The 16,463-nt window shown below is 67.7% G+C and carries 15 protein-coding genes; 6 read left to right on the forward strand and 9 right to left on the reverse strand.

Annotated features, from left to right (window positions below):
- Nucleotides 1-145: 145 nt before the first annotated feature.
- The 8 genes from cysN to C0R46_RS20190 form a co-directional block, all read right to left on the reverse strand.
- Entirely contained in the window at nucleotides 146-1,930 is a 1,785-nt protein-coding gene (gene cysN / locus C0R46_RS20155; protein ID WP_102961473.1) for a sulfate adenylyltransferase subunit CysN, read from the reverse strand.
- Nucleotides 1,930-2,832, reverse strand: coding sequence for a sulfate adenylyltransferase subunit CysD (cysD, locus tag C0R46_RS20160; RefSeq protein ID WP_102961474.1), 903 nt, complete (start codon nucleotides 2,830-2,832; stop codon nucleotides 1,930-1,932). The genes cysN and cysD overlap by 1 nt, the downstream gene beginning before the upstream one ends.
- Entirely contained in the window at nucleotides 2,829-3,617 is a 789-nt protein-coding gene (locus C0R46_RS20165) for a phosphoadenylyl-sulfate reductase (protein WP_102961475.1), read from the reverse strand. Before C0R46_RS20165 ends, cysD begins: the two co-directional genes overlap by 4 nt.
- Before the next feature lie 4 nt (nucleotides 3,618-3,621).
- A complete protein-coding gene (locus tag C0R46_RS20170) occupies nucleotides 3,622-4,128 on the reverse strand; it encodes a DUF934 domain-containing protein (RefSeq protein ID WP_102961476.1) in 507 nt (168 codons plus the stop codon).
- Nucleotides 4,125-5,828, reverse strand: a complete 1,704-nt coding sequence (locus C0R46_RS20175; protein ID WP_102961477.1) for a nitrite/sulfite reductase — start codon at nucleotides 5,826-5,828, stop codon at nucleotides 4,125-4,127. The genes C0R46_RS20170 and C0R46_RS20175 overlap by 4 nt, the downstream gene beginning before the upstream one ends.
- Nucleotides 5,829-5,895: 67 nt before the next feature.
- Nucleotides 5,896-6,243 (reverse strand): DUF2849 domain-containing protein, encoded by a 348-nt coding sequence (locus tag C0R46_RS20180; protein WP_102961478.1) that lies wholly within the window; start codon nucleotides 6,241-6,243, stop codon nucleotides 5,896-5,898.
- Between the two features lie 2 nt (nucleotides 6,244-6,245).
- On the reverse strand, nucleotides 6,246-6,584 hold the full coding sequence (locus C0R46_RS20185) for a 2Fe-2S iron-sulfur cluster-binding protein (RefSeq protein ID WP_102961479.1): 339 nt from the start codon (nucleotides 6,582-6,584) through the stop codon (nucleotides 6,246-6,248).
- A gap of 205 nt (nucleotides 6,585-6,789) precedes the next feature.
- Nucleotides 6,790-8,052: a ubiquinone biosynthesis hydroxylase gene (locus tag C0R46_RS20190; protein WP_102961480.1), complete on the reverse strand. Its 1,263-nt coding sequence runs from the start codon at nucleotides 8,050-8,052 to the stop codon at nucleotides 6,790-6,792.
- A 181-nt stretch (nucleotides 8,053-8,233) separates the two neighbouring features.
- Between C0R46_RS20190 and tesB the strand changes: the two genes are divergently transcribed.
- The 4 genes from tesB (at nucleotide 8,234) to C0R46_RS20210 (ending at nucleotide 11,869) form a co-directional block, all read left to right on the forward strand.
- Nucleotides 8,234-9,106: an acyl-CoA thioesterase II gene (gene tesB / locus C0R46_RS20195; RefSeq protein WP_102961481.1), complete on the forward strand. Its 873-nt coding sequence runs from the start codon at nucleotides 8,234-8,236 to the stop codon at nucleotides 9,104-9,106.
- Nucleotides 9,107-9,343: 237 nt separating this feature from the next.
- On the forward strand, nucleotides 9,344-9,682 hold the full coding sequence (locus tag C0R46_RS20200) for a P-II family nitrogen regulator (RefSeq protein WP_102961488.1): 339 nt from the start codon (nucleotides 9,344-9,346) through the stop codon (nucleotides 9,680-9,682).
- Between the two features lie 18 nt (nucleotides 9,683-9,700).
- Complete coding sequence (locus C0R46_RS20205) at nucleotides 9,701-11,071, forward strand: ammonium transporter (protein WP_102961482.1); 1,371 nt, start codon at nucleotides 9,701-9,703, stop codon at nucleotides 11,069-11,071.
- A 177-nt stretch (nucleotides 11,072-11,248) separates the two neighbouring features.
- Nucleotides 11,249-11,869 carry a hypothetical protein gene (locus C0R46_RS20210; protein WP_114348493.1) on the forward strand — a complete coding sequence of 207 codons (621 nt, stop codon included), beginning with the start codon at nucleotides 11,249-11,251 and terminating at the stop codon, nucleotides 11,867-11,869.
- 46 nt (nucleotides 11,870-11,915) lie between these two features.
- Here C0R46_RS20210 and C0R46_RS20215 read toward each other — a convergent pair whose 3' ends face one another.
- Nucleotides 11,916-12,194 carry a GNAT family N-acetyltransferase gene (locus C0R46_RS20215; RefSeq protein WP_102961484.1) on the reverse strand — a complete coding sequence of 93 codons (279 nt, stop codon included), beginning with the start codon at nucleotides 12,192-12,194 and terminating at the stop codon, nucleotides 11,916-11,918.
- Between the two features lie 299 nt (nucleotides 12,195-12,493).
- Here C0R46_RS20215 and C0R46_RS20220 point away from each other — a divergent pair, with 299 nt between their 5' ends.
- Both C0R46_RS20220 and C0R46_RS20225 read left to right on the forward strand, forming a co-directional pair.
- Nucleotides 12,494-15,397: a DNA translocase FtsK gene (locus tag C0R46_RS20220; RefSeq protein WP_245413698.1), complete on the forward strand. Its 2,904-nt coding sequence runs from the start codon at nucleotides 12,494-12,496 to the stop codon at nucleotides 15,395-15,397.
- A 216-nt stretch (nucleotides 15,398-15,613) separates the two neighbouring features.
- The gene (locus C0R46_RS20225; protein WP_102961486.1) at nucleotides 15,614-16,273 is read left to right on the forward strand and encodes an outer-membrane lipoprotein carrier protein LolA; all 660 of its coding nucleotides are present in this window, start codon (nucleotides 15,614-15,616) and stop codon (nucleotides 16,271-16,273) included.
- The last annotated feature ends 190 nt before the right edge of the window (nucleotides 16,274-16,463 follow it).

Below are 16,463 nucleotides of genomic sequence, written 5' to 3' on the forward strand. Positions count from 1 at the left end.
CACCCTGGCATCATTCATTCCACGCGGGCGTTCGTCCACCGGGCGTCATCCTCGGGCTTGTTCCCGAGGATGGTTGGCGTTTCGACAACTGGCGTGAGCCCGTCCTGCCCGGCGGAGGGTGGCACCGGCCGCCGGACCGCCGGCCTCAGATCCCGGCCCCGTCGCCGACGGTGGAGGTGTCGCTGCGGTCCTGCCGCTCGGCGGCCGAGCCGCGCCGCCGCATGGCCCAATAGAGCAGCGGGCGGAGTGCGAAGTCGATCAGCCCAAGCAGGATCGCCATCAGCGGCGCCAAGCCGAACAGCATGGCGACAATCGCCAGCAGCACCGCTGCCACGGCCCGGACGGTGACGACCGCGCTGCGGCGGGCGGGGTCGCGCCAGGCCGCGGTGCCGAGCCAGGCCCGCTTTACCCGCTCCGCCGGGGCGAGGGGTACGGCGGCGACGGCTTCGTCCTCACCGGCCGCGCCGGATTCGGCCCGCTCCGCCACACCCGTGACCATGCCGAGGGCGACTGTCTCGTTGCTGAGCTGGTCGATCAGGATGAAGGCGCCGAGCTCGCGGTTCTCGGCATAGGGAACGGCAACCGTCGGCCGGTCGAAGGCAAGGGTGATCCGGCCGATCTCGTTCATCAACAGCGCGTTGGCGGGACGCGGCCTGTAGGTGTGGATGTCGACGGCCTCGTCGAGACTGCGCACGCTCGCCGGCGTCTGTGCCGTGCCGAGCCGGGCGACGAAGCGCCCGCCGGAGACAAGCGGTCGGTCGACCATCCAGAGGATCTCGGCCTTGACGCTTTTCTCGGCGCCAACCGGATCGCCGGCGCGCACGATGACGTCGCCGCGCGAGACGTCGACCTCGTCGGCGAGCGTCAGTGTCACCGCCTCACCGGCCCCGGCCGAAGGCGTCTCGCCATCCGCACCATAGACGGCCTTCACAGTGGTGCTGCGACGGCCCGGCAGGACCACGACGCTTTCGCCAGCCGTGATGCTGCCGCTGGCGATCGTGCCGCAGAAGCCGCGGAAGTCGAGGTTCGGGCGGTTCACCCACTGCACCGGCAGGCGGAAGGGCGCATCCTCGGCGGCCGTCAGGGTCGCCGGCGTTGCTGTCTCCAGCCGCTCCAGCAGCGTCTCGCCCTTGTACCACGGCGTATTGGGCGAGCGGGTGGTGATGTTGTCGCCGTTCTTGGCCGACAAGGGGATATAGGCGACGTCGGTGAAGCCGAGCGAGGGCAGGATCTTCTCGTATTCGCGGCGGATGCGGTCGAACACGCCCTCGTCGAAGCCGACGAGGTCCATCTTGTTGATCGCGACGATGACGCTCTTGATCCCCACCATGGAGGTGATGAAGGAGTGCCGGCGCGTCTGCTGAAGGATGCCCTTGCGCGCATCGACGAGGATCACCGCGAGCTCGGCCTGGGATGCGCCCGTCGCCATGTTGCGGGTGTACTGCTCGTGGCCCGGCGTATCGGCGATGATGAAAGCGCGCTTCGGGGTGGAGAAGTAGCGATAGGCGACGTCGATGGTGATGCCCTGCTCGCGTTCGGCCGAAAGACCGTCGACGAGGAGGGCGAAGTCGAGCTCGCCGCCGGTCGTGCCGAACTTCTTGGAGTCGCGCTGCAGCGCCTCCAGCTGATCGTCGAAGACCGCGTTGCTGTCGTACAGCAGCCGGCCGATCAGCGTCGACTTGCCATCGTCGACCGAGCCGCAGGTGATGAAGCGCAGCAGCGTCGCCGCCGGCGGAGTGGCGGGCTGCACTGCGATCTGCGGATCGACCGCCGCGCCGCCCCCGACGAGATCTGTCGGAGCCGCATCGGGCGCCGGACCGGCAAAGGCGATGTCGGCGCGGAGCGCCGCGGCGTCGGTGCTGCGGGCGAGCACCTCGTCACCGACCGAGCCGTCGACGCCGCCGATCCGCGAGTTCTGCAGGGCTGCCATCAGAAATAACCTTCCTGCTTCTTCTCCTCCATGGAGGCGCCGGAATCGCGGTCGATGACCCGCCCCTGGCGCTCGGAGGTGCGCGAGGCCCGCATCTCGGCGATGATCGCGTCTAGGCTAGCCGCCTCGGATTCGACCGCACCGGTCAGCGGGTAGCAGCCAAGGGTGCGGAACCGCACCATCATGGGCTCGACGCTCTCGCCCGGCCGCAGCTCCATACGCTCGTCGTCGCGCATGATGAGGGCGCCGTCGCGCCGCACGATCGGGCGCATCGCCGCATAATAGAGCGGCACGACCGGGATCTTCTCGAGCGCGATGTAGTCCCAGACATCCTGCTCGGTCCAATTGGACAGCGGGAAGACGCGGAAGCTCTCGCCCTTGCGCTTGCGCGTGTTGAACAGCCGCCAGGGCTCGGGACGCTGGTTCTTGGCGTCCCAGCGATGTTCGGCCGAGCGCAGCGAGAAGACGCGCTCCTTGGCGCGCGATTTCTCCTCGTCGCGGCGCGCTCCGCCGAAGGCCGCGTCGAACTCGTACTTTGCCAGCGCCTGCTTCAACCCTTCCGTCTTCATGACGTCGGTGTGGACGCGCGAGCCGGACGCGAACGGGTTGACGCCCGCCTTCACCCCGGCCTCGTTGATGTGGACGATGAGATCGACGCCAAGCTCGCGGGCCTGGCGGTCGCGGAACTCGATCATCTCCTTGAACTTCCAGGTCGTATCGACATGGAGCAGCGGGAAAGGCGGCTTGCCCGGCGCAAAGGCCTTCATCGCAAGGTGCAGCATGACCGCCGAATCCTTGCCGATGGAATAGAGCATCACCGGATTCTCGGCGGTTGCCGCCACCTCGCGGATGATGAAGATCGATTCCGCCTCGAGGCGCTGCAGATGCGTCATCATCTTCATTGCGGCAGGCCTTCCAACTCGACATTCGTGGCGGCGCGCGCGGTGCCGGCGCTGCGCACGAGCTGGCCGGCATCGTCGACATGCAGGCCGCATTCGCGTCTGGTTTCTTCTTCCCACCACCAACGGCCGGCGCGCTCCGGCTCGCCGGGGCGGATGGCCCTGGTGCAGGGCGCGCAGCCGATCGACAGGAAGCCTTGCCCGTGCAGCGTGTTCACGGGGACACCGGCCGCGTCGGTGAAGGCGACGATGGCATCCCGAGTCCAGTCGAAGAGCGGATTGGCCTTGAGGAGGCCGCGCACGCGGTCATAGGAGACGAAGGCCATGTCGGAGCGGTTGGCGGACTGATCGCGCCTCAGGCCGGCGATCCAGGCCGAGGCGCCGGCGAGCGCCCGGCCGAGCGGCTCCACCTTGCGCACACCGCAGCAGGCCTTGCGCATGTCGGAGCCGTAATAGAAGCCGTCGATGCCCTGGTCCTCGACCAGGGCCTCCAGCGCTTCGGCCTGCGGATAAAGCGCCTTGATGCGCCGGCCGTAGGTCTCCTCCGTCGTGCGCCAGAGCGCATAGGTCTCCGGAAACAGGCGGCCGGTGTCGAGGGTCTTCACCTCGATCGGCAGGCCGGCCTTGAAGATCAGATGGGTCAGCATCTGATCCTCGATGCCAAGGCTGGTGGTGAAGACGATCCGGCCGGGGACGCGCTCGGCGAGCGCCGTCAGACGCTCGGCCGGCGTCATCGCGGCGAAGCTCTCGTTCAGCTCCGCCGCCAGGGTCTCGAGATGATTTGCCATAGGGTCAGCCTTTGCGGGCGGCGAGCCGCTTCTGCAGGATGCTGCGGTCCTCGCCATAGCCACTCTGGTAATGGCTGGTGACGATGTCCTTGGCCTCCATCCACTGCTGGACCGGTTGGCGGTTGGCCATGGTCTCCGGCAGCTCGACCTCGTCGAAGCCGCAGGCGAGCGCCTCGGCGAACTGGTCGGCGATCAGCGGGCCAGAGGCGCGCAGCGTGCCGGCAAAGCCGGCGCGCCGCAGCCGCTTGGCGAGCGACAGGCCACGCCCGTCGGAAAAGGACGGGAACTCGACCGCGATCAGCGGTGCCGCGGCGAGGTAGGGCTGCAGCGCCTCCACCGGCGTGTCGTTCGGCACCGACAGGGCAACGCTCGCCGCGGGGCGCGCCGCCAGGGCAGCGCTCGCGAAGGCGAGCGGCACCAGCACGGCGCGCTCGTCCAGCCTGAGATCCTCGACAGCGTCGACGCGGCGGTAATCCTCCGGCTTCTCGCCGGTCCGGGTGATCAGCGTCATTGCGCCGGCTCCGCCGCCAGCGTCCGGGCGCCTTCATCGCTGGCGATGAAGGCCTGGAAACCGGCCTTGAACGGCTCCAGCCCGGCGCGGCGCACCGTTTCGATGAAGACCTCGCCGGACTGGCGCTCCTTCAGATAGACGTCGACGATCGCCTCGATGGCGCCCGGCACGTCCTCGGCATCGATGCCGGGGCCGAGGCGCTCGCCGAGCGCGGCGTTCTCCGTGGCGTCGCCGCCGACGGTGATCTGGTAGTTCTCCACCCCGGCCTTCTCCAGGCCGAGAATGCCGATCGCGCCGACATGGTGATGGCCGCAGGCATTGATGCAGCCGGAGATCTTGATCGGCAGCGGGCCGATCTCACGCTGGCGCGCCTCGTCGGCGAAGGTCCTGGCGATGCCCTGCGCGATCGGGATCGAGCGGGCGGTCGCCAGCGCGCAATAGTCGAGGCCGGGGCAGGCGATGATGTCGGTGACGAGGCCGGCATTGGCGGTGGCAAGACCTGCCGCCTGCAGCGCCGCGAAAACCGCCGGCACATCGTCCTGTCTTACATGCGGCAGGACGAGGTTCTGCGAATGGGTGACGCGCAGCTCGTCGAAGGACCAACGCTCGGCGATGTCGGCGAAGGCGAGCATCTGCGCATCCGACATGTCGCCGGGCACGCCGCCGATCGGCTTCAGCGAGACGGTGAGGGCGACATAGCCCGGCTGCTTGTGGGCAAAACCGTTCTGCTCGACGAAGCGGTCGAGCGCCGGATCGGCGCGGCGCGCGGCGTCGAGGATCGCCGAGTCCTCCGGCAGCGCCTCATAGGGCGGCGGAGCGAAATAGGCGGCGATACGTTCGACCTCGTCCTCCGGCGCGTTGATCGTCGGGCCGTTCAGCTGCGCATACTCGGCCTCGACGCGACGGATGAACTCCTCCGGTCCGGTCTCGTGGACGAGGATCTTGACGCGCGCCTTGTACTTGTTGTCGCGCCGGCCTTCGGCGTTATAGACGCGCATGACGGCTTCCAGATAGGCGAGCAGCTCGCCCTTCGGCAGGAAGTCGCGGATCACCTTGCCGATCATCGGGGTGCGGCCGAGACCGCCACCGACGATGACCTCATAGCCGACCTCGCCGGTTTCGGCGTGGCGCAGCACGCGCAGGCCGATGTCGTGCACCTTGATCGCGGCGCGATCGTGCTCGGCGCCGGTGACGGCGATCTTGAACTTGCGCGGCAGCCAGGCGAATTCCGGATGCAGGCTCGACCACTGCCGGATCAGCTCGCCGGTCGGGCGCGGATCCTCGACCTCGTCCTTGGCGACTCCGGCGAACTGGTCCGAGGTGACGTTGCGGATGCAGTTGCCTGACGTCTGGATGCAGTGCATCTCGACATCGGCGAGGAGGTCGAGGATCTCCGGCACGTCCTTCAGCTTCGGCCAGTTGTACTGGAGGTTCTGGCGCGTCGTGAAATGCGCGTAGCCCTTGTCGAAGCGGGTCGCGATATGGGCGAGCTGGCGCAGCTGCCGCGCATTCAGCGTGCCATAGGGGATCGCCACCCGCAGCATATAGGCATGCAGCTGCAGATAGAGGCCGTTCTTCAGCCGCAGCGGCTTGAATTCGTCGTCGGACAGCGAGCCGTCGAGACGCCGCTCCACCTGATGGCGGAACTGGGCGACCCTCTCGCGCACGAAGCGCTCATCGAATTCGTCGTAACGGTACATGACGAAGCTTCCTTGGCGGGGCGCCGGGCGGGGGAGCCGCCTGTCGCCGGAGAATGGTGGGGCGGGCTCAGGCGCCGAGGGGATAGTCGGCCTGCTTGCCCATGTCGGGATGGATGGACGGGCCCTTCTGGCGCATCGCCTCGCGGTAGTGGCTGGCGACCGGAAAGCCCGCGGCGTCGATCTCCACCGGCACCAGATACGGATCGACGACGATGTTGGCGACGAAGCCGGCGCGGCCCTCCGCCTCCATGAAAGCGGCCGTCTCGGCGTCGAAGGCGACCTTTGCGGCGCGCGGATCACGCGTCCAGCCCTGCGCGCCGAAGAAGACGACATCGCCGTCCAGAAGATCGTTGGCGATGAGGATCACCGGCAGCTTCGGCCCCTTGGCCTTCGCGGCCGCCTTGACGTCGGCCATGATCAGACCTCCTGCGGGATGGTGAGCTCCAGCCCGTCGAGATCGTCGGACCAGAGGATTTGGCAGGACAGGCGCGAGGTCGGCTCGACCAGCGGCAGCTCGTCCATCGCGTCGATCTCGTCCTCGCGCGGCGGATGCAGACGATCGGCCCATTTCGGATCGATGATGACGTGGCAGGAGGCGCAGTCGAGCGAGCCGCCGCAGATGCCTTCGATGCCCATGCGATAGTCGCGCAGGATCTCCATCACGCGCCAGCCTTCGACGGCTTCGAGCTCGTGTTTGTTGCCATTGCGGTCGGTGACCTTGATGACGCTGGCGGCCTTGGGCTGGGGTTGGGTCATGCCGTTTTCCGATGATGCCGGACGCCGGCAGCCGCATCATCGGATACGAAGGCTCGGACTTGTCCTGGGTGATAGATAGCGTGAGAGACCAGCGGATGCGGCGGCGGTCATTGCCTTATCGCAAGCCGTGGCGAAAGAAATTCCTGTGCCGCCCGAGCGCGGCAACAGAATCGTTCCAGATGCCTGAAAACGACGGGGGTGCCATTCAGATCGGCTGGCCGGAGAGGAGGCGTGGCGCCGGGCCCCGACCGAGGCCGGCGGCCTGGCCGATGAAGAAGTCCTTCAGCGGCGGCGCCCGATCGACCAGCGACAGGCCAAAGCCGCGCACCGCGCGCAAAAGCGGGTTATCGTTGGAGAACAACCGGTTCAGCACGTCGGTGGTGATGCCCATCTGCACCGTGTCGAAGCGGCGCCAGCGCCCGTAGCGCTCCAGGACGTCGATCGCGCCGATGTCGAGGCCGAGGCGGGCTGCCTCCACCACCACCTCGGCAAGGGCGGCGGCGTCCTTGAAGCCGAGATTGAGGCCCTGGCCAGCGATCGGATGGATGCCATGGGCGGCATCGCCCGCCAGCGCGATGCGCGGCCGCACGAAGTCCCGGGCGATCGTCAGGCCGAGCGGGAAGGCGCGCCGGCCGCCTTCCAGCCGCACGGCGCCGAGCTTATGGCCGAAGCGCTGCTCCAGCTCCATGTCGAAGATCATCGGATCGGACTCGATGAGGCGCTCGGCCTCACGCGTCGGCTCGGTCCAGACCAGAGAGGAGCGGTTGCCCTTCAAAGGCAGGATGGCGAACGGCCCGCTGGGGAGGAAATGCTCCTCGGCACGGCCGTCATGCGGGCGCTCATGCGAAACGGTGGCGACGATGCCGGACTGGCCGTAGTCCCAATGGACGGTGCGGATGCCGGCAAGGTCGCGCAGCTTGGAGCGCACCCCGTCGGCGGCGATCAGCAAGCGCGCCCGCACCGTTTCGGCACCGTTGCCGAAGGCAACATCGACGCCGGCGGGCTGCATCTCGATGCCGGTGACCGGCGTGCCGTCGAGGATGCGGATGCCGAGCTCGGCAGCCCGCTTGCGCAGGGCACCGTTCAGCGCGACGTTCGGCACCATATGGGCGAAGGGCTCGCCCGGCATCGCCTCGCCGTCGAAGGTGAGGAAGACCGGCCGCACCGGATCGCCCTCACGCGAATCCGTCACGATCATCTCGATGATCGGCTGCGCCTCGTCGCGCATCGCCTCCCATGCGCCCAGGCTGCGAAGCATCCTGACGGCGGCGGCGGCAATGGCCGAGGCGCGCTGCTCCTTGCGCCAGACACCCTCCGGCGCGGCATCGGCGATTACGACCGAAAGGTCGGGCGCCGCCGTGGCGATCGCGACCGCCGTGGTCAGCCCGACATAGCCGGCCCCGGCGATGACGATGTCGGCCCGGTCGGTCCCGTCGGCGCGGGTCGGGCGGTCGGGCGAAACGGACATGGCGGTCTCCTTCTATGTGGGCTTCCGCAGCGCCGGTGTGCCGGAGCCGAGAGCGCCTCGCAATGCTTCTACGCTCTATCGCGGGTTCTCCGCCATTGACGCGCCGCTAGGTTGCTGGTGCAACGCGGCGATATGGCGGCCTTGCGACAGGCGGTCCGCCGCGCCCACGCGGAGACGGCAGATGAACTTGACGGTCGCGGAGCTGATCGAGACGCTGGACCTCGAGACGATCGAGGTCAACCTCTTCCGGGGCACCAGCCCGAACCAGGGCTGGCAGCGCGTCTTCGGCGGGCAGGTGATCGCGCAGGCGCTGGTGGCCGCACGCCGCACCGTTCCGGCCGAGCGTCCGGTGCATTCGCTGCACGCCTATTTCATGCTGCCGGGCGACCCCAAGGTGCCGATCGTCTACGAGGTGGACCGCATCCGCGACGGCGGCTCCTTCACCACCCGGCGGGTGGTCGCCGTCCAGCATGGCGCGGCGATCTTCACCCTGTCGGCCTCCTTCCAGGTGGAGGAGGAGGGCTTCGCCCATCAGATCGCCATGCCGGACGTGCCGCATCCCGACTCGCTGCCGCATGGTGCCGAGCTGACGGAGCGCATCCTCGCCAATGCGGCCCCGGCGGTGCGGCAGTACTGGGCACGGCCGCGGCCGGTGGAGTTCCGGCCGGTGTCGCTCGACCATTACCTGACCGAGGACAAGCTGCAGCCGGTGCAGCATATCTGGGTGCGGATCGCGGAGGATCTCGGCGACGACCGCGACCTCAACATGGCGGCACTCGCCTATCTCTCGGACATGACGCTGCTCGACACCTCGCTCTTCGCGCACGGCCTGTCGATCTTCGACGGGCGCGTGCAGGCGGCGAGCCTCGACCATGCCATGTGGTTCCACCGCCCGGCGCGCGTCAGCGAGTGGATGCTTTACGCGCAGGACAGCCCGTCCTCCTCGGGCGGCCGCGGCCTGACGCGCGGCAGCCTCTTCTCCATTGATGGTCACCTGATCGCCTCGGTTGCACAGGAAGGGCTGATTAGACCCAGGCGTGCGCCCGCCGCCTAATAATCAGGCTGCCCGGCGCTGTCGGAGATTGCGCGCCTTCTCCATGAGCATCGCGGATGAGCATTCTGCCCATCGACTGTGCAGATGCGGGCAGAGCCGTGCCGAATTGCGGTGAACTCACGGCGGACCTCGACTTGGCACGCGGCTTGGATGGAGCCCGCTGAGCCACCGTCTCGGACATGAGGTCCGAGCGGCGCCCAGCCGGCCAGCGGCGTCTGCGCAAGATTTGAGGTGAACATGAAAATCGTGATGGCCATCATCAAGCCGTTCAAGCTCGACGAGGTGCGCGAGGCACTGACCGGCGTCGGCATCCAGGGCCTCACCGTCACGGAAGTGAAGGGCTACGGGCGCCAGAAGGGGCATACGGAGATCTATCGCGGCACGGAGTATGCCGTGAGCTTCCTGCCCAAGCTGAAGATCGAGGTCGCCGTTCCCGCCGACCTCGTCGACCGCGCCGTCGAGGCGATCACCAGCGCTGCCAAGACCGGCCAGATCGGCGACGGCAAGATTTTCGTCTTCGGCATCGATCAGGCCGTGCGCATCCGCACCGGCGAACTCGACGCCAACGCACTTTAATCCGAGGGGACAGAGTTGATGAACTGGAAGAAACTACTCTTCGCCGGCGGCCTCGTCGCGGGCCTGGCTGCAACGGCGGCCTTCGCGCAGGACACGGGCGTTGCCCCCGCACCGGAAGCGGTGCCTGATACGGCCGCGGTCGCCGATGCCATGGACAAGGGCGACGTCGCCTGGATGCTGATCTCCACGGCGCTCGTCCTCTTCATGATCCTTCCGGGGCTTGCCCTGTTCTACGGCGGCCTGGTGCGCGCCAAGAACATGCTGTCGGTGCTGATGCAGTGCACGATGATCACCGCCGTGGTGATGATCGTCTGGACGCTCTACGGCTACTCCATGGCCTTCGGCGACGCGCCGAGCGCGTTCTGGGGCGGGCTCGGCAAGGCGTTCCTGTCCGGTGTCGATGCTTCCAGCATGGCCGCAACCTTCACCAAGGGCGTCGTCATCCCCGAATATGTCTTCATCGCCTTCCAGATGACCTTTGCCTGTATCACGCCGGCGCTGATCGTCGGCGCCTTCGCCGAGCGCATCAAGTTCTCGGCGGTGATCCTGTTCACCATCCTCTGGGTGACGGTCGTCTACTTCCCGATCGCCCACATGGTGTGGGACTCGGACGGCCTGATCTACGGCTGGGGCGCGCTCGACTTCGCCGGCGGCACCGTGGTGCACATCAATGCCGGCATCGCCGCGCTGATCGGCTCGCTGCTGGTCGGCAAGCGCACCGGTCTTGGCCGCGACAACATGGCACCGCACTCCATGACGCTGACCATGGTCGGCGCTTCCATCCTCTGGGTCGGCTGGTTCGGCTTCAATGCCGGCTCCAATCTCGAGGCCAATGGCGGCGCAGCCCTGGCGATGATGAACACCTTCACCGCAACCGCCGGCGCGATCGTCGCCTGGTCGTTGATCGAAACCGTCACCCGCGGCAAGGCGTCCATGCTCGGCGCGGCCTCCGGTCTCGTGGCGGGCCTCGTCGCCGTGACGCCGGCGGCGGGCACGGTCGGGCCGGTGGGCGCGATCGTCCTCGGCGCCATCGCTTCGATCATCTGCTACTTCTTCGTGGCTACGGTGAAGCCGAAGTTCGGCTATGACGACTCGCTCGACGTCTTCGGCATCCATGGCATCGGCGGCATCGTCGGCGCCATCGGCACGGGCATCTTCACCGCGCCGTCGCTCGGCGGCACGGGCGCTGCGGCCGGCGCCGACTACGCTCTGGCATCGCAGACGATGACGCAGATCTGGGCGGTGCTCGTCACGGTCGTCTGGTGCGGCGTCGGTTCGGCCATCATCTATGCGATCGTCAAGGCTGTCTTCGGCCTGCGTCCGACGGTCGAGCAGGAGCGCGAAGGCCTCGATCTCGCCTATCACGGCGAGGCGGCCTACCACTCCTGAGACATCGGCAGGGCCTTCAGCCCTGCCCCTCAGAGATGCGGCAGCGGGCGTTCCGAAAGGAGCGCCCGTTTTCGTTCGGGGGTGCAAGCCAGGCAGGAAAGAAGCGGCGACCTGGCACGGGAAGCCATTCCTGCTGACGCGGCGCCGTAATTGACTGAAAGGAAGTTATATAATAGGTTGTATATCGATAAAGCTCGTTCGGAGTTTGACTCGATGCAGCCGTTTTATCCTGGTGCCACCCAGATTATCTTTGAAGGACCGTCTGGGGGCTCATATACCGGCGGTCCGTTCCGGGGGGTGCTGCACACAACTCAGGCGAAGTATTTTCATCCGTCGACGAAGTCGTATTATGGGCATAGCAACCCACCCCATTTTACTGTGGCGATGATCGGCGATCGGGCGCACACCTTCCAGCACTTCAGCATCAAGACGGCGTCTCGCGCCCTCAAGAACAAGGCCGGCGGGGTGCAGACGAACCGTCAATCCGCGATACAGATCGAGATCGCATGGACGGCGGAGGACATCGGGAATTTGCCGGCTGACGTTTACGCGGAGCTGCAGGCCCTGATCGGCTGGATCAATGCTGAATGCCAAATCAGTACCGCCTACCCGCCATTCTTCGATGATGCAGGATACGGCTACGGCTCGGTCAGTCGCATGTCGGCGGCCGAGTGGCAGTCCTTCAACGGTTGGTGTGGTCACCAGCACGTGCCGGAGAATCTGCACTGGGACCCGGGGCTGATCGATATCGATCGAGCCCTGCCACAGCTCCTGGTCGCGCAAGCCGCACAGCAGTGACGGCTCGGCGACCGGCGGCCGATCCCGTCCGAATCAACCCGGTCCGTCAGGCGGCGATGTCGCGATAGGCGGCCTTGCGCGCGAACTCGGCGCGCACATAGGAGCATTGCGGCACCACCTTCACGCCGGCCTCGCGCGCCCAGGCGACCGCCGCATCCAGCAGCTTGGCGGCTACGCCCTGGCCGCGTAGCGCCGTCGGAACGAAGGTGTGGTCGAATGCGACCGTGGTCTCGTCGAGCCGGCGCCAGGTCAGTTCGGCAGTGCCGGCCTCCGTGTCTGCGGCAAAGCGGCCCTGCCGGCCGCCGTCCTCGTGGCGGATCTCCATCGCAATTCTCCTCCTTCCGTGGTCGCAGCTTTCCCTCTGAGATAGGGCGCCTGGACGCGGAGCGGCAGGCCTGCCGCTCCTCACGCCCCTCCGCGCTCCACCGGACCTTCCCGCCGGCGCAAAGATTTCCGCAGCAAATCCTTAGGGTTAAAGACGCTTTAACCAGCTTCGCCTAGGTTTCTCCCAAGTCTGGGACTCTGGCCGCAGCATCCGCGGCCGGTGAATGCATGGGGCGTAGCGGCATGGCACTGACGGCGCTGAACGAAAGCCGGGGCAACGAGGGATTCTTGCACCGGCAGATGGAAATCGGGGGCGCGCTGGCGCTCTTCGGCCTGTCGATCTTCACCGCGGTGGCCTGCGGCACCTGGACGGTGACCGACCCGTCGCTCAGCCAGGCCAACCAGAACGCCGTCGCCAACTGGGCCGGCGCGCCGGGGGCGATCGTCGCCGACCTCGCGATGCAGATCTTCGGCCTCGGCGCCGCTCTCCTGGTGGCGCTGCCGGCGATCTGGGGCGGGCTGCTGATCGCTGGCCTCGGCATTGGCCATGTCTGGCGGCGGGCCTGGTTCGCGGTCGGCGGCATCGTGCTCGCCTCCGCTGCGGTGGGCTGCTTCGCCGCGCCGGCCGGCTGGCCTCTGCCAATCGGCCTTGGCGGCGTTGCCGGCGATCTCGTCCTGAAGTTTCCGGCGCTGGCCACCGGCGCCTACCCGCAAGGGGTGATCGGCTATTTGCTGGCAGCGATGCTCGCCGTGCCCGCGGGCTGGCTGTTCCTGAACGGCGCGGGTCTGATCGACCGCCATGCCGAGGTCCGCATCGCCGCCCGCGAGGAGCGGGGCGCCCGGATAAACGGTCGCCATGCCCAGGCGGAGGACGATGAGGAGGACGGCGAGGGCCGGCTCGCTCTCGTCGTCGGCGCGCTGGCGCATGTCGCCTTCTCGGCAAAGTCCGCGATCGGCCGCCGCATCGCAGCCTATCGCGAGTCCAAGAAGGAGTTCGGCGACCGCTTCGACGACTGGCGCGGCGAGCCCGAGATGACGGCGGTCCAGCGCGTGGCGGCGCCTGCGCCGACCCGTCCCGCCATGCGTCCGATCCGGGTGTCCGAGCCGGCCCCGCGTCCGGCCTTCGTCGATCCCCTCGCGGATGCCGACGAGGATGAGGACGGCTTCATGCCCGACGATATGGCCGTCCATGCAGCCACTCCGGCGCGCATGCCGGAGCCGGCCCGGGCCGCGCCGCAGGCCGAGGCGTTCGACGACGAGGACGACTGGGCCGATGCGCCCGCCGGCGTTCATGCGGACGGCCCGCTGCCCTGGGACGAGGAGCCCGAAGCGGTTGCCGACGACGGCATGATGGTGAGCCCCGGCGACCGCGTCTCCGGTGGCGCTCCCGCCGCCGAGGAGGAGCAGACCGGCTGGCGTGGGCTGCTCGCCGGCAACATCATCGCCTTCCCGGGCCGCAAGGGCGCGAAGGAGAAGGCGGCGCAGCGCGCTGCCGAGCCGTCGCTCGCCCCCGCACCGCGGGCGCCGATGCCGGCCGAGCGTAGCCCGGTGGCAGGTACCGCCGAGGCGCCGGCCCGTGTCGTGCCGCAGGCCAATGTGACGGCGACGCAGCAGAAGCTGCGCACCGGGAGCGGCCGCGCGGTTGCGCCCCAGCGCGACACCGCCATGGCACCTTCGGTGTTCGAGCTGCCGTCGCTCGACTTCCTGACGCCGCCGAAGGTGCGCGGAAAGGACTCCACGCTGTCGCCGGAAGTGCTGCAGGAGAATGCCCGCATCCTGGAAGGCGTCCTCGATGACTTCGGCGTCAAGGGCGAGATCATCGAGGTGCGCCCCGGCCCGGTGGTGACGCTCTACGAGCTGGAGCCGGCGCCCGGCATCAAGTCCTCGCGCGTCATCGGCCTTGCCGACGACATCGCCCGATCGATGAGCGCAATCGCGGCCCGCGTCGCGGTGATCCCGGGGAAGAATGCCATCGGCATCGAGCTGCCGAACCAGCGCCGCGAGACCGTCTATCTACGCGAGATGATGGCTTCGGAGAGCTTCACGGAGAACAAGGGCAAGCTGGCGCTGACCCTCGGCAAGACGATCGGCGGCGAACCGGTGATCGCGGACCTTGCCAAGATGCCGCATCTCCTCGTCGCCGGCACCACCGGCTCGGGCAAGTCGGTGGCGATCAACACCATGATCACTTCGCTGCTCTACCGGATGACCCCGGCCGAGTGCCGCATGATCATGATCGACCCGAAGATGCTGGAGCTCTCGATCTACGACGGCATCCCGCACCTCCTGTCGCCGGTCGTCACCGATCCGAAGAAGGCGGTGGTGGCGCTGAAGTGGACGGTCCGCGAGATGGAGGACCGCTACCGCAAGATGTCGAAGGTGGGCGTCAGGAACATCGACGGCTTCAACACCCGCGTGCGCCAGGCGATGGAGAAGGGCGAGACGATCTCGCGCACCGTGCAGACCGGCTTCGATCGCGAGAGCGGCGAGCCGATCTTCGAGACGGAGGAGTTCGACCTCCAGCCGCTGCCCTATATCGTCGTCATCATCGACGAGATGGCCGACCTGATGATGGTCGCCGGCAAGGACATCGAGGGCGCCGTGCAGCGCCTGGCCCAGATGGCCCGCGCCGCCGGCATCCACGTCATCATGGCGACGCAGCGCCCCTCGGTCGACGTCATCACCGGTACGATCAAGGCGAACTTCCCGACCCGCATCTCCTTCCAGGTGACGTCGAAGATCGACTCGCGCACCATCCTGGGCGAGCAGGGTGCCGAGCAGCTGCTCGGCCAGGGCGACATGCTGTTCATGGCCGGCGGCGGGCGCATCCAGCGCGTCCACGGCCCGTTCGTCGACGACGGCGAAGTCGAGAAGATCGTCACCCACCTGAAGAGCCAGGGCGCGCCGGACTATCTCGACGCGATCCTCGTCGACGAGGACGAGGAGGGTGAGAGCGGCGGCTCGGGCGGCGGCGGCGGTGCCGGCGGCGGGCTGGACGAATCGGCCGACCTCTACGACCAGGCGGTGGCCATCGTTCTGCGGGACGGCAAGGCATCCACCTCCTATGTTCAGCGTCGGCTCGGCATCGGCTACAACCGCGCCGCCTCGATCATCGAGCGGATGGAGAAGGAAGGCGTGGTCGGCCCCGCCAACCATGCCGGCAAGCGCGAGATTCTGGTGCCGACCGAAGCCGAGCGGATGTAAGGGAACCTCAAGGCCGCGCTGCCGTATTGCCGTCCAAGAGCCTCGCTACCAGATGTGGGCGCGAGGCTCGGGCAAGGCGGGCAGGTGAGACTGCCGCCGCAAGGGGCTTCGACATCGTCCGCACCGGCCGCGCCATCTATCGGCGACCGGCCGGTGGACAGCGGTGGATCACCCGCCATCCCCGCACGGACGCGCTCAGCGACGAGGAACTGCATCATGATCGCTCATCCGACCGCCCGCCGCTCCTTCAGGGCCAGCGCCGCGGCCGCCTTCTTCGCCATCACGCTCGCTTTCGGTGCCGCAAGCCTGTCCCCGGCGCCTGCGCAGGCCCAGGTCAGCGCGGCGGCGCAGAAGATCGCTGACCATTTCGCGTCCGTCGGCTCGATGACCGGCAAGTTCATGCAGTTCGATCCGAACGGGCGCCAGACCGAGGGCACCTTCTATATCGAGCGTCCCGGCAAGATCCGCTTCGACTACAACGGCACGCCGCTGCGGGTGATCTCCGACGGCGACCAGGTCGCCATCAACAACAAGAAGCTGAACACCTGGGACCTTTATCCCCTGTCGAAGACGCCGCTGAAGCTTCTGCTCAACACGCGCATCGACCTCTCCGCCGCCAACATCAAGGAGGTCAAGGAGGAGGCCGACCTCACCACCATCGTGATGGGTGATTCCTCGGTCTTCGGCTCCTCGCGCATCACCATGATGTTCGATCCCGCGACCAACGACCTGCGCCAGTGGACCATCCGCGACCAGCAGGGCAAGGACACCTCGGTGATGATCTACGACACGCAGTCGGGCGTGGCGCTGAAGGACTCCATGTTCAAGATCCCCTATACGGCGATCGCCACCGGTCAGACCGGCAACAAGCGCTAGAGCATTTCCGGCGAACACGGAACCGCTCTGCCGGCGGGCATTCGGTTCAAGATCAAGGCGCCGGTCAAGGTCGTAGCGGGGCTACGGCCGCAGACCGGGGCCGACGGAATCGGGCCGAATGCACCCGGCCCTTCGGGTTTGCGGTCGCCGGGCGCCCACTTTGTCGGCTCGTCTCGGCCGTAGCCCCGCT

The organism is Mangrovicella endophytica, assembly GCF_002893625.1.
Lineage (GTDB): Bacteria > Pseudomonadota > Alphaproteobacteria > Rhizobiales > Rhizobiaceae > Mangrovicella > Mangrovicella endophytica.